Source organism: Streptomyces sp. NPDC057099, from assembly GCF_042671245.1.
Classification (GTDB): Bacteria; Actinomycetota; Actinomycetes; order Streptomycetales; family Streptomycetaceae; genus Streptomyces; species Streptomyces purpurascens.
The window spans coordinates 39,104-51,202 of sequence record NZ_JBHUTX010000003.1 but is presented as its reverse complement, the minus strand read 5'-3'; the positions used below and the strand labels follow the sequence as shown (position 1 = coordinate 51,202).

The 12,099-nt window shown below is 71.6% G+C and carries 12 protein-coding genes; 7 read left to right on the top strand and 5 right to left on the bottom strand.

Features of this window, described 5'->3' with window-relative positions; translation table 11 throughout:
- The first annotated feature begins 89 nt into the window (after window positions 1-89).
- The gene (locus ACFT4A_RS04945; RefSeq protein WP_382826610.1) at window positions 90-440 is read left to right on the top strand and encodes a PaaI family thioesterase; all 351 of its coding nucleotides are present in this window, start codon (window positions 90-92) and stop codon (window positions 438-440) included.
- Between the two features lie 10 nt (window positions 441-450).
- Here the strand turns inward: ACFT4A_RS04945 and ACFT4A_RS04940 are convergent, their stop codons facing one another.
- The 4 genes from ACFT4A_RS04940 to ACFT4A_RS04925 all read right to left on the bottom strand — a co-directional run bounded on the left by ACFT4A_RS04940 (window position 451) and on the right by ACFT4A_RS04925 (window position 3,812).
- Entirely contained in the window at window positions 451-1,128 is a 678-nt protein-coding gene (locus tag ACFT4A_RS04940; RefSeq protein WP_382826035.1) for a GntR family transcriptional regulator, read from the bottom strand.
- Window positions 1,129-1,281: 153 nt separating this feature from the next.
- Window positions 1,282-2,220 (bottom strand): beta-ketoacyl-ACP synthase III, encoded by a 939-nt coding sequence (locus tag ACFT4A_RS04935; protein WP_382826033.1) that lies wholly within the window; start codon window positions 2,218-2,220, stop codon window positions 1,282-1,284.
- Between the two features lie 151 nt (window positions 2,221-2,371).
- Window positions 2,372-2,509, bottom strand: a complete 138-nt coding sequence (locus tag ACFT4A_RS04930; RefSeq protein ID WP_189726171.1) for a hypothetical protein — start codon at window positions 2,507-2,509, stop codon at window positions 2,372-2,374.
- On the bottom strand, window positions 2,481-3,812 hold the full coding sequence (locus ACFT4A_RS04925; RefSeq protein ID WP_382826031.1) for an OFA family MFS transporter: 1,332 nt from the start codon (window positions 3,810-3,812) through the stop codon (window positions 2,481-2,483). Before ACFT4A_RS04925 ends, ACFT4A_RS04930 begins: the two co-directional genes overlap by 29 nt.
- A 104-nt stretch (window positions 3,813-3,916) precedes the next feature.
- Here ACFT4A_RS04925 and ACFT4A_RS04920 point away from each other — a divergent pair, with 104 nt between their 5' ends.
- Genes ACFT4A_RS04920 through fdhD form a run of 5 tightly spaced genes read left to right on the top strand, consistent with a single transcriptional unit; the run spans window position 3,917 to window position 10,476 of the window.
- The gene (locus ACFT4A_RS04920; RefSeq protein WP_382826029.1) at window positions 3,917-5,011 is read left to right on the top strand and encodes a 2-dehydropantoate 2-reductase; all 1,095 of its coding nucleotides are present in this window, start codon (window positions 3,917-3,919) and stop codon (window positions 5,009-5,011) included.
- Window positions 5,008-6,933: a molybdopterin oxidoreductase family protein gene (locus ACFT4A_RS04915; RefSeq protein WP_382826028.1), complete on the top strand. Its 1,926-nt coding sequence runs from the start codon at window positions 5,008-5,010 to the stop codon at window positions 6,931-6,933. Before ACFT4A_RS04920 ends, ACFT4A_RS04915 begins: the two co-directional genes overlap by 4 nt.
- A gap of 6 nt (window positions 6,934-6,939) precedes the next feature.
- A complete protein-coding gene (locus ACFT4A_RS04910) occupies window positions 6,940-8,763 on the top strand; it encodes an NAD(P)H-dependent oxidoreductase subunit E (RefSeq protein WP_382826026.1) in 1,824 nt (607 codons plus the stop codon).
- Window positions 8,760-9,620 carry a 2Fe-2S iron-sulfur cluster-binding protein gene (locus ACFT4A_RS04905; RefSeq protein WP_382826024.1) on the top strand — a complete coding sequence of 287 codons (861 nt, stop codon included), beginning with the start codon at window positions 8,760-8,762 and terminating at the stop codon, window positions 9,618-9,620. Before ACFT4A_RS04910 ends, ACFT4A_RS04905 begins: the two co-directional genes overlap by 4 nt.
- 7 nt (window positions 9,621-9,627) lie before the next feature.
- Window positions 9,628-10,476 carry a formate dehydrogenase accessory sulfurtransferase FdhD gene (fdhD, locus tag ACFT4A_RS04900; RefSeq protein ID WP_382826022.1) on the top strand — a complete coding sequence of 283 codons (849 nt, stop codon included), beginning with the start codon at window positions 9,628-9,630 and terminating at the stop codon, window positions 10,474-10,476.
- A 93-nt stretch (window positions 10,477-10,569) separates the two neighbouring features.
- Here fdhD and ACFT4A_RS04895 read toward each other — a convergent pair whose 3' ends face one another.
- Entirely contained in the window at window positions 10,570-11,007 is a 438-nt protein-coding gene (locus ACFT4A_RS04895) for a MarR family winged helix-turn-helix transcriptional regulator (RefSeq protein ID WP_382826020.1), read from the bottom strand.
- A gap of 103 nt (window positions 11,008-11,110) precedes the next feature.
- Between ACFT4A_RS04895 and ACFT4A_RS04890 the strand changes: the two genes are divergently transcribed.
- Entirely contained in the window at window positions 11,111-12,028 is a 918-nt protein-coding gene (locus ACFT4A_RS04890; RefSeq protein WP_382826608.1) for a zinc-binding alcohol dehydrogenase family protein, read from the top strand.
- Window positions 12,029-12,099: the final 71 nt, after the last annotated feature.

Genomic DNA, 12,099 nt, shown 5'->3' with positions numbered 1-12,099 from the left:
GGTCTTACCCGGCGGGTAGTCGAGCGTGAGCGCGGCCCAGGTCAGGCTGGCACCAGCACGCTGGGTGTCGCTCATGAGGGACCTCCGGACTGGGCATCGCCCTCGAGGAGGCCGCCCCCGCCCGGGTCAGGGCCGCGCTCCCCTGGGCTCCGGAGTGGTGCACGGTGGGCGGCGCCCTGCACGGCGGAGCCCTGATGGCGCTCGCCGACACGGCCGGCGCCGTCTGCGCGTTCCTCAATCTGCCGCCGGGCGCGGGCACCTCGACGGTCGAGTCGAAGACGAACTTCTTCCGCGCCGTGCGGTCGGGTGTCGTCCGCGCCGAGGCACGGCCCGTGCACGTGGGACGCTCGTTCCTCGCCGTCCGGACGGACCTGCACGACGAGGAGGGCACCCTGGTGGGCCAGACGACGCAGACCCAGGCGGTGCTGACAGCCGGCTGAGGGAGCAGCTCTACGAACGCGCCCGCGCGTGATACGAGCGCCGCGTGTGCTCCGTGTGTTCGCGCATCAGCTGGGTCGCCCGCTGTTCGTCCCGGCCGGCGATCGCCGCGATCAGTTCGCGGTGTTCGATCCAGGACTGGTGGCCGCGCCGGCGGGCCACCGGCGTGTAGTACCAGCGCACGCGCCGGTCGACCTGGGCGGCGAGTTCGGCGAGGACGGCGTTGCCGGCGAGCTCCATGATCTTGGCGTGGAAGCGGGCGTTCATGGCGACGGCGCCGTCCACGTCGTCGGCCTCGACGGCCTTCTCGCCCTCCGCGCAGAGGGTTTCCAGGGCGGTGAGGCCCGCGCTGTTCGCGTTGGCCGCCGCGAGGCGGGCCGCCTCGGCCTCCAGGAGCGTACGGACCGTGAGGAGCTGGTCGGCCTCCTCCTCCGTCGGCTCGTGCACGAACGCGCCCTGGGCGGGCCGCAGATCGACCCACCCCTCGGTGTTGAGCCGCTGCAGCGCCTCGCGCACCGGCTGCCGGGAGACCCCCAGATGCCCGGCGAGTTCGCTCTCGACGAGGTGCTGGCCGGGCTGGAGGGCACGGGTGGTGATGAGTTCGAGGAGTGCCTCGTAGACGCGGTCACGCAGCGGACCCGGGCGTTCCAGCTTGGGTACCGCCCCCTGGGGCAGGCCTGTCGACAGCATCGCGGTCCCCCTCCTCGGCAGGGCCGTGCACAGCGCGACGGCAGCCGGTGTCGCCGCAGAGTCAGTATCGATTGTCTTTCGTCTACAGTCTACGGCGCACAAAGACCAGAGTTTGGGGCAGTTGGCCGCGTCACACCTCTGCGGCCGGAGGGCTCAGGGGCAGCGCACGACCTGTCCCGCGTACGACAGGTTCCCGCCGAAGCCGAACAGCAGGACCGGGTCGCCGGTGGAGACCGCGCCCTGTTCGACGAGCTTGGAGAAGGCGAGCGGGATGCTCGCGGCGGAGGTGTTGCCGGACTCGGTGACATCGCGCGCGACGACGGCGTTCACCGCGCCGATCTTCTCGGCGAGCGGTTCGATGATGCGCAGGTTCGCCTGGTGCAGCACGACCCCGGCGAGGTCCGCCGGCTCCAGACCGGCCCGCTCGCACGCCCGGCGCGCGATGGGCGGCAGCTGCGTGGTCGCCCATCGGTAGACACTCTGCCCTTCCTGGGCGAAACGGGGCGGAGTGCCCTCGATCCGCACCGCATGGCCCATCTCGGGCACCGAGCCCCACAGCACCGGTCCGATGCCGGACTCCTCGGCGGCCTCGACCACCGCGGCCCCGGCCCCGTCCCCGACGAGCACGCAGGTGGTGCGGTCGCTCCAGTCGGTCACCTCGGACATCTTGTCGGCCCCGATGACCAGCGCACGGCTCGAGCCCCCCGCGCGAACGGCGTGGTCGGCGGTGGCCAGGGCGTGGGTGAACCCGGCGCACACGACGTTGAGGTCCATGGTGGCCGGGTTCGGCATCCCGAGGCGGGCCGCGACCCGGGCGGCCATGTTGGGCGAGCGGTCGACGGCGGTGGAGGTGGCGACCAGCACCAGGTCGATGTCGGCGGGGGTGAGACCGGCCGCCGCGAGGGCCTTGGCGCCGGCGTGGGCGGCCAGCTCGTCCACCGGTTCGTCGGGCCCGGCGATGTGGCGGGTGCGGATGCCCACCCGGCTCCTGATCCACTCGTCACTGGTGTCCACCAGGCCCGCCAGGTCCTCGTTGGTGAGCACCTTGGCGGGCTGGTAGTGGCCGACGGCGGCGATGCGCGAGCCGTTCATGTGGGTGGGTCCCCCTCGTTGCCTTGGGTAGCGTGACCCACCAGTCTGATCAGTGACTCACGGGTACGACGGCAGCCAAGGCAACAGGAAACGAGCACCAGGGTTGTCAGCTTCGGTCAGGACCCCCGACCCCCACACACCTGTCGAACGTCTAACCGGTGAAGAGCTGCGTGGCCTTCCGGACGAGCTCGTACAGCCCGTAGGCGAGCGGTACGCCCACCCATACCCAGGCCAGGGCGATCAGCCACCGCCGGTCCGGGCTAGGCGGACTCTGACTGCTGCTGGACACGATCGGCCTCCTTCGGCTGCGGGACGTGATGGCGGGCGTGGACGGGCCGGACGAGTTCGTTGGCGACGAAGCCGACGACGAGCAGGCCGATCATGATGACGAACGACAGCCCGTACAGGGACGCGCCGTGCCGGCCCGCCTCCTCCTGCCGGTCGGCGATCCAGTTCACGATGAGCGGCCCGAGCACACCGGCCAGGGACCAGGCGGTGAGCAGCCGACCGTGGATGGCGCCGACCTGGTACGTCCCGAACAGGTCCTTCAGATACGCCGGGATCGTCGCGAAGCCGCCGCCGTAGAAGGAGAGGATGACCAGCGCGCACAGGATGAACAGCGGCTTGGAGGTGTCGCCGAACAGGGCGATGAGCGCGTACATCAGCGCGCCGACACCCAGGTAGACGCGGTAGATGTTCTTGCGGCCGATCAGGTCGGACGTCGAGGACCAGCCGATGCGGCCCGCCATGTTCGCCGCCGACAGCAGGGCGACGAAGCCGGCGGCGGCCGTCACGGACACCGGTGTGGAGGTGTCCGCGAAGAAGTCCGTGATCATCGGCGCGGCCTTCTCCAGGATGCCGATGCCGGCGGTGACATTCATGCAGAGCACGAGCCACAGGCACCAGAACTGCGGGGTGCGGATGGCCTGGTTCGCGGAGACCTGCGGGCCGGTGGTGGCTTGCGGCGCGGTTCCCCGCGCCTGCGGGGCACTGCTCGGAACCCGGACCAGGAGCACACCCAGCAGCATGAAGACCGCGTACGACAGCCCGTGCACAAGGAAGGCCAGGGCTATCCCGGAGCTGTCGCCGCCGAACGACTCCAGCATCTGCGCCGACCACGGCGAGGCGATCAGCGCACCGCCGCCGAAGCCCATGATGGCGATGCCGGTGGCCATGCCGGGCCGGTCCGGGAACCACTTGATCAGGGTGGAGACGGGCGAGATGTAGCCGATGCCGAGGCCGATGCCGCCGACGAAGCCGTAGCCGAACACGATCAGCCAGTACTGCTCCAGGGACGCGCCCAGCGCGGAGAGCAGGAAGCCGGACGAGAAGCAGATCAGGGCGACGGTCATCGCCCAGCGGGGGCCGTTGCGCTCCACGAGCGTGCCGCCGAACGCGGCGGACAGGCCCAGCATGACGATGCCCAGCTGGAAGGGCAGCGCGCTCTGCGTGCCGCTGAGTCCGAGCGCGGACTCGAGGGGCGGCTTGAACACGCTCCAGGCGTAGGCCTGGCCGATGGAGAGATGCACGGAGAGAGCGGCGGGCGGAACGAGCCAGCGGCTCCAGCCCGGGGGCGCGACTGGGGGACTCATGATTCCCGGACGGTAGGCAGTCGCACGGGAGTTGAAAAGGCGGCGCGTCGACCGTATGCGGTGAGCGGTATTCAGCATGCGGCGAACGGTCGCCGCGCGGACCCTTGCCGCCCCAACCTCCATACTGTAGACAATATTTCGTCGACACAAGCCGCACGGCGCGTTCCCAGGTGGCCGTACGGCAGTCACACCTCCGCGGTATCCCTCAAACCGAACGGAGTGTTCCCGTGAAAGTCGCAGTTCTCGGCGCCGGTGCCATCGGCGCCTACGTCGGCGCCGCGCTCCACCGCGCGGGTGCCGAGGTCCATCTCATCGCCCGTGGACCGCATCTGGCGGCCATGAGGCAGCACGGAGTCCGGGTGCGCAGCCCGCGCGGCGATTTCACCGCGCACCCCCACGCGACCGACGACCCGGCCGAGGTCGGCCCGGTCGACTACGTCTTCCTGGGCCTGAAGGCCAACGCGTACGCGGCGTGCGGGCCGCTGATCGCGCCGTTGCTGCACGGGACGACGGCGGTCGTCGCGGCCCAGAACGGCATCCCCTGGTGGTACTTCCACCGGCACGGCGGCCCCTACGACGGCCACCGCGTCGAGAGCGTGGACCCGGACGGCGCGGTCAGTGCGGTGCTCGCGCCCGAACGGGCCGTCGGATGTGTGGTCTACGCGGCGACCGAACTCGAAGGGCCGGGCATCGTACGGCACTTGGAGGGCACGCGGTTCTCCATCGGCGAGCCCGACCGCAGCCTCTCCGACCGCTGTCTCGCCTTCAGCGAGGCGATGCGGGCGGGCGGGCTCAAGTGCCCGGTGGAGCCCGATCTGCGGGACGACATCTGGGTCAAGCTGCTCGGCAACATCTCCTTCAACCCGATCAGCGCGCTGGCCCGCGCGACCATGCGGCAGATGTGCCTGCACGGCGGCACCCGCCGGGTCATCGAGATCATGATGACCGAGACGCTCGCGGTCGCCGAGGCCCTCGGCTGCGAGGTCGGCGTCTCCATCGAGCGCCGGCTCGCGGGCGCCGAGCGGGTCGGCGACCACCGCACCTCCACGCTCCAGGACCTGGAGCGCGGCAAGCCGCTCGAACTCGACGTACTCCTCGCGGCGGTCGTCGAGCTGGCGGAGATCACCGGCGTGGACGTGCCCACCCTGCGCACCGTGCACGCCCTCTCGGACCTGCTCGCGCTGGGGAGCGCCGCATGAGGAAACGCGATCGAAGCCCGAAGACCTACACCCGGCTGACGCACCCGCTCGTCCGGGACTCCCGCGACGAGCCCTTCCGGCGGGCGAGCTGGGAGGAGGCCCTGGACCGGGCCGCCCGGGGCATCCAGGCCGCGCGCGGCGCGTTCGGGATGTTCTCCTGCGCCCGCGCCACCAACGAGATGAACTACGTGGCGCAGAAGTTCGCCCGGGTCGTCATGGGCACCAACAACGTCGACTCCTGCAACCGCACCTGTCACGCCCCGAGCGTGGCCGGCCTGTCGGCGGCGTTCGGCTCGGGCGGCGGGACGTCGTCGTACGAGGAGATCGAGCACACGGACCTCGTCGTGATGTGGGGCTCCAACGCCCGCTTCGCGCACCCGATCTTCTTCCAGCACGTACTGAAGGGGATCAGGAACGGGGCCCGGATGTACGCGGTCGATCCGCGCCGGACCTCGACCGCCGAGTGGGCGGAGAGCTGGCTCGGCCTCAACGTCGGCACCGACATCCCGATGGCGCACGCGATCGGCCGCGAGATCATCCACGCGGGCCTCGCCAACGAGGCGTTCGTCGAGCGGGCGACCACCGGCTTCGAGGAGTACCGGGCGCTGGTCGAGCCGTGGACGCTGTCGCTCGCCGAGAAGGTGACGGGCGTGCCCGCCGCCGCGATCCGGGAGCTGGCGCATGCCTACGCCCGGGCCGAGCGCGCCCAGCTCTGCTGGACCCTCGGCATCACCGAGCACCACAACGGCACCGACAACGTCCGCGCCCTGATCAACCTGTCCCTCCTCACCGGGCATGTCGGCCGCTACGGCTCCGGCCTGCAACCGCTGCGCGGGCAGAACAACGTGCAGGGCGGCGGTGACATGGGCGCGATCCCCAATCGGCTGCCGGGCTTCCAGGACATCCTCGACCCGGACACCCGGCTGAAGTTCGAGTCGGCCTGGGACACCGTCATCCAGCCGCACTACGGACTGAACCTCACGGAGATGTTCGAGGCGATGGAGGACGGCAGTCTCAAGGCCGTCTACTGCATCGGCGAGAACCCGGCCCAGTCGGAGGCCGACAGCGAGCAGGCCGTGCGGCGGCTCAAGGCACTGGACTTCCTCGTCGTCCAGGACATCTTCCTCACGAAGACGGCCGAACTCGCGGACGTCGTGCTGCCGGCCACCGCCGGCTGGGCGGAGACCGAGGGCACGACCACCAACAGCGAGCGGCGGGTGCAGCGCGTCCGCAGGGCCGTCACCCCGCCCGGCGAGGCACGTGAGGACATCGACATCCTCTGCGCCCTCGCGGCCCGCCTCGGCCACGACTGGAAGTACGCCGACGCCGAGACCGTGTGGAACGAGCTGAGGTCCATCTCGCCCGACCACTACGGCATGACGTACGAGCGGCTGGAGGAGCACCAGGGCATCCAGTGGCCGTGCCCCAGCACGGAGCGGCTCGAACCGACCTATCTGCACGGCCGGTTGTGGGAGTCCGCCCCCTCGGCACGCGGCCGGCTCGCGCCCTTCGGGATCGTGCAGCACGACCCGCCCGTGGACCTCACCGACGAGCGGTACCCGATCCGGCTGACCACCGGGCGGCGGCTGGACTCGTACAACACCGGTGTGCAGAGCGGCGGTTACGCATCGCCGCTGCGGCGCGGCGAGTTCATCGAGCTGTGCCCGGAGGACGCCGAACGCTACGGGGTGGTGGTCGGTGAGCGGGTCCAGGTCACCTCGCGGCGCGGGTCGGTGACCGCGCCCGTGTGGGTGGACACCGCGCTGCGGCCCGGGCTCGCCTTCATGACCATGCACTTCCCCGACGAGGTGGACACCAACGCGCTGACGATCGAGGCGAACTGCCCGATCGCGGGGACGGCGGAGTTCAAGGCGTCGGCGATCCGGATCGAGAAGCTGCCCATCGCGACCATCGTGGGGTGACGCACTGTGGACCTGCACTTCGGTGACAGCAAGCCGACGGACGAGGAACGGGCGGCCGTCGACGCCCTGCTCGGTCCGCCCGAGTCCTCCTGGGAGGGCGCCGACCGCTCCGATGCCGATCTGCGGTGGGCCCGGGGCGGGCGCGAGGCACGGGACCGCCGCGACCTGCTGTTGCCGGGGCTGCACGGGATCAACGACCGGATCGGCTGGATCAGCGACGGCGCCCTCGACTACCTCTGCCGGCGGCTGACGGTGCCTCCGGCGGAGGCGTACGGGGTCGCCACCTTCTACGCCATGTTCTCGGTCAAGCCCCGTCCGGCGACCGTGCTCCAGGTGTGCACGGACCTGGCGTGCGCGGCGGCCGGGGCGTCCGAGCTGTGCGCCGGGATCGAGGCCCGGCTCGGCCTCGGCAGCGGAGTCGCGGTGGAGCGCGGCCCGTGTCTGGGGCTGTGCGAACGGGCCCCGGCCGCGCTCGCGATCAGGGCCGGGGATCCCGTGCGTACGGCGGTGTCGGCGCCGGCGACCGTCGAGCGGGCCGTCCTCGCCGCGAGCGCTCCCGACTCGGCGCCGGAGGAGCCGCCCGCCGCGCTGGCGGTGCCCCAGGCGGGGCAGGACGGCCTGATGCTGCTCCAGCGCGTCGGCGTGGTCGACCCGGCGTCCCTCGACGACTACCGGGCCCACGGCGGCTACACGGCCCTGCGTCGGGCCTTCGAACTGGGCCCGGCCGGGGTCATCCGCGAGGTCACCGACTCGGGCCTGGTCGGGCGCGGCGGTGCCGCCTTCCCGACCGGCCGCAAGTGGCAGGCCACGGCGTCCCAGCCGGACCGTCCGCACTACCTCGTCTGCAACGCCGACGAGTCGGAGCCGGGCACCTTCAAGGACCGTGTGCTGATGGAGGGCGACCCGTACGCGCTGGTCGAGGCGATGACGATCGCCGCGTACGCGACCGGCGCCCACCGGGGCTACCTGTACCTGCGCGGCGAGTACCCGCGTTCCCTGCGCCGGCTGGAGCACGCGATCGCGCAGGCACGCGCGCGTGGACTGCTCGGCGACGACGTCCTCGGCCAGGGGTACGCCTTCGACATCGAGATCCGGCGCGGTGCGGGCGCCTACATCTGCGGTGAGGAGACGGCCCTGTTCAACTCCATCGAGGGCTACCGGGGCGAGCCCCGCTCGAAGCCGCCGTTCCCGGTGGAGAAGGGCCTGTTCGGCAAGCCGACGGTGGAGAACAACGTCGAGACGCTGGTCAACGTCCTGCCGATCCTCACCATGGGCGCCCCGGCCTACGCGGCGATCGGCACGGACCGGTCCACCGGGCCGAAGCTGTACTGCGTCTCGGGGAGCGTGGAGCGGCCCGGTGTCTACGAGCTGCCGTTCGGCGCGACGCTGGGCGATCTGCTCACGCTCGCCGAGGTGCGGGAAGGGCTGCGGGCGGTGCTGCTCGGCGGGGCGGCGGGCGGCTTCGTACGGGCCGACGAGCTGGACATCCCGCTCACCTTCGAGGGGACGCGGGAGGCGGGCACGACGCTCGGCTCGGGGGTCGTCATGGCCTTCGACGACAGCGTGCCCCTGCCCAGGCTGCTGCTGCGCATCGCCGAGTTCTTCCGGGACGAGTCGTGCGGGCAGTGCGTGCCGTGCCGGGTCGGGACCGTGCGGCAGGAGGAGGCGCTGCACCGGATCGTGGAGCGCACCGGCGCCGCCGCCGCAGGGGACATCGCGCTGTTGCGGGAGGTGGGCCGCGCGATGCGGGACGCCTCGATCTGCGGTCTCGGGCAGACCGCGTGGAACGCCGTGGAATCCGCCATCGACCGTCTGGGGGCGTACGAATGACCGTCACACCGCTGGGGATCCCGCGCCGGCTGCTGGAGTTCACGCTCGACGGGGAGCCGGTGCGGGCGCCCGAGGGCTCGACGATCCTCGACGCCTGCCGGGCCGCCGGGAAGGACGTCCCGACCCTGTGCGAGGGCGACACGCTCCGGCCCAAGAACGCCTGCCGTGTCTGCGTCGTCGAGGTGGAGGGGGCCAGGACCCTCGTCCCGGCCTGCTCCCGCAAGGCGGAGCCCGGCATGGAGGTGCGCACGGACACCGAACGGGCCCGGCACAGCCGGAAGGTCGTCCTCGAACTGCTGGCGTCCTCCGTGGACCTGTCGACGACCCCGAAGGTCGCCGCCTGGCTCAAGGAGTACGAGGCGAAGCCCGACCGCTTCGGCCCGGACGCGGCCCGGCTGAACGAGGAACCGAAGGTCGACAACGACCTCTATGTGCGCGACTACGACAAGTGCATCCTCTGCTACAAGTGCGTGGACGCCTGCGGCGACCAGTGGCAGAACACCTTCGCGATCTCCGTCGCGGGGCGCGGTTTCGACGCCCGGATCGCCGTGGAGCACGACGCGCCGCTGACCGACTCGGCGTGCGTGTACTGCGGGAACTGCATCGAGGTGTGCCCGACGGGCGCGCTGTCCTTCAAGTCCGAGTTCGACATGCGCGCGGCGGGTACGTGGGAGGAGTCGCGCCAGACGGAGACGACCACGGTGTGCGCGTACTGCGGAGTGGGCTGCAACCTGACGCTCCATGTGCAGGACAATGAGATCGTGAAGGTCACCTCGCCGCACGACAACCCGGTGACCCACGGCAATCTCTGCATCAAGGGCCGCTTCGGCTACCAGCACGTACAGAACCGGGGCTGATCAGGACATGGGACGAGTCACGGAACGACGCAAGGTGCTCCGCATCCGGGACGGGGCGGTCTCCAGCCGCCCGGACACGCTCGTCGCGGAGGAACCCCTGGAGATCCGGCTCGACGGCAAACCCCTGGCGATCACCATGCGCACCCCGGGCGACGACTTCGCCCTGGCCGCGGGATTCCTGGTGAGCGAGGGGGTGCTGGCGGAGCAGCGGGACCTGCAGAACATCGTCTACTGCGCCGGGGCGACGGTCGACGGCTCGAACACGTACAACATCGTCGACGTGAAGACGGCCCCGGGCGTGGTGATCCCCGACATCACGCTGGAGCGGAACGTCTACACCACCTCCTCCTGCGGCCTGTGCGGCAAGGCGTCACTGGACGCGGTGCGCACCACGGCGCGGTGGCCCATCGCCGACACTCCCCCGGTCCGGGTCACCCCGGAACTGCTGGCGGGCCTGCCCGACCGGCTGCGCGCAGCCCAGCGGGTCTTCGACCGGACCGGGGGCCTGCACGCGGCGGCCCTCTTCTCCGAGGACGGGGAACTGCTGGACGTCCGGGAGGACGTGGGCCGGCACAACGCGGTCGACAAGCTGGTCGGCCGCGCCCTGCAGAACGGGGACCTGCCGCTGTCGCGGACGATCCTGCTCGTCTCGGGCCGGGCCTCCTTCGAGCTGGCGCAGAAGGCCGTGATGGCCGGTCTGCCAGTGCTGGCGGCGGTGTCGGCGCCGTCATCGCTGGCCGTGGACCTGGCCGCCGAGACGGGACTGACGCTGGTGGGCTTCCTGCGGGGCGGTTCCATGAACGTGTACGCGGGTGAGGACCGGATCGCTCTGCGGGCGGCGGCCGCCCAGGGCTGAACAGGTTCCTCCGCGACACGGCGGCGGGGCCCCGACCGGCGGGGAGCGCCCCCTGCGCCGCAGGGGCCCCGTCTCGAACCCGGACCGGCCGCTTCAGCCGTCCGTGCCGGATATCCGGCGCAGCATCCCGGTGAACTGTTCGCGTTCGGACGCCGACAGCGGGGCGAGCAGCTCGTCGTTGGCGGCGCGGGCCGCCTTCTCGCAGCGCTTGAGCAGCCGGGCTCCCCGTGCGGTGAGGGACACCGCGTTCTTGCGGCGGTCCCTCGGGTCCGGCTCGCGCAGCACCAGGTCCGCCGCCTGGAGGTCGTCGAGGATGCCGACCAGGTCCTTGGGGTCGAGCCGGATCCCGCGGCCGAGGTCGGCCTGGGCGACAGGGCCGAGGTCACGGACGGCGGACAGCACCACGTGGTGCCACATCTTCATGTCCTCCTCGGCCAGCGCCTCGGCCACCAGGGTCCGGCCGCGGGCGGCGGCGCGGCCGAGCAGCCAGCTGGGCAGGGAGCGGATCGCGGGGAGAGGGGCTTCCGACATGGCCGCAGCGTAACCAAGAAATCGTTGGTTCTTCCTATGATCCTCCTATACCGTTGGGCTTCCCAACGACTTCGTTGGGATGACCAACGACCCCGGAGGTGCGATGCGCCGCGTCCGCTACGAATCCCGAGGCGGCCCCCTGTTCGTGGAGGAGGCTCCGGTCCCCGAGCCCGGCCCCGGAGAACTGCTCGTACGCGCACAGGCGATCGGCGTCACACTCCCGGTCGTACGCAAGGTCACCGAGGCGGCCGAGCCCGTCCCGCTCGGCGGCGAGATCGCCGGGGAGGTCACGGCCGTCGGCGAGGGCGTCACCCGCTTCGGCACCGGCGACCGTGTGACCGGGCTCTGCTTCGGCCACGGCTACGCCGACTTCGCCCTCCTGCACGAGGCCATGGCCTCCCCGGTCCCGGCCGGTGCCCGCGCCGTCGACGCGGTCGCCCTGGTCCGCGGCGGCCTGGTCGCCCTCGGCGCCCTGGCGGCGGCACGGCCCGAGCCCGGCGAAGCGGCCCTGATCACCGGGGCGGCGAGCGGCGTCGGGCATCTGGCCGTGCAGCTGGCCAGGACGCGGGGTGCGGGCCGGGTCGTGGCGGCCGTCTCCGACCCGGCGAAGGCCGGCTTCGTCCGGGGCCTGGGCGCCGACCACGTCGTCACGTACGACGACGACAGTTGGGGCGCGCCCGTCGACTACGCCCTGGACGCGGTCGGCGGCGCGCTGCTCACCCGGACCCTCGCCGCACTCGCCCCGGAGGGACGGCTGGTGGCGTACAGCTCGGGCGGCGGCACCGTCCGGGCGTACGACCTGCTCGTGGGCGCCAAGTCGGTGATCGGGTTCCAGATGGCCCGAATCGCCCGAGGGAAGCCGGAGTTGTACGAGCGGTGGCGCGAGGAGCTGTGGCGGCTGTTCGCGGCCGGAGAGATCGAGCCCGTCGTCCACGGGGAGTTCGCCCTGACGGACGCCGCGAAGGCACACGGAGAGATCGAGGCACGGGCCAACCGCGGAAAGGTCGTCCTGATCCCCTGACGCACGCTTCTTGTGGGGGGTCTGTGAGTCCAAGTACCGTCTGTGGCCCCACACACGGGACGTGGGATGTC

Coding starts and splice junctions, on each gene's coding strand:
- ACFT4A_RS04940 (WP_382826035.1), bottom strand. CDS start 1,128: ATGCTGTCGACAGGCCTGCCCCAGGGGGCGGTACCCAAGCTGGAACGC.
- ACFT4A_RS04935 (WP_382826033.1), bottom strand. CDS start 2,220: ATGAACGGCTCGCGCATCGCCGCCGTCGGCCACTACCAGCCCGCCAAG.
- ACFT4A_RS04925 (WP_382826031.1), bottom strand. CDS start 3,812: ATGAGTCCCCCAGTCGCGCCCCCGGGCTGGAGCCGCTGGCTCGTTCCG.
- ACFT4A_RS04915 (WP_382826028.1), top strand. CDS start 5,008: ATGAGGAAACGCGATCGAAGCCCGAAGACCTACACCCGGCTGACGCAC.
- ACFT4A_RS04905 (WP_382826024.1), top strand. CDS start 8,760: ATGACCGTCACACCGCTGGGGATCCCGCGCCGGCTGCTGGAGTTCACG.
- fdhD (WP_382826022.1), top strand. CDS start 9,628: ATGGGACGAGTCACGGAACGACGCAAGGTGCTCCGCATCCGGGACGGG.
- ACFT4A_RS04895 (WP_382826020.1), bottom strand. CDS start 11,007: ATGTCGGAAGCCCCTCTCCCCGCGATCCGCTCCCTGCCCAGCTGGCTG.
- ACFT4A_RS04890 (WP_382826608.1), top strand. CDS start 11,111: ATGCGCCGCGTCCGCTACGAATCCCGAGGCGGCCCCCTGTTCGTGGAG.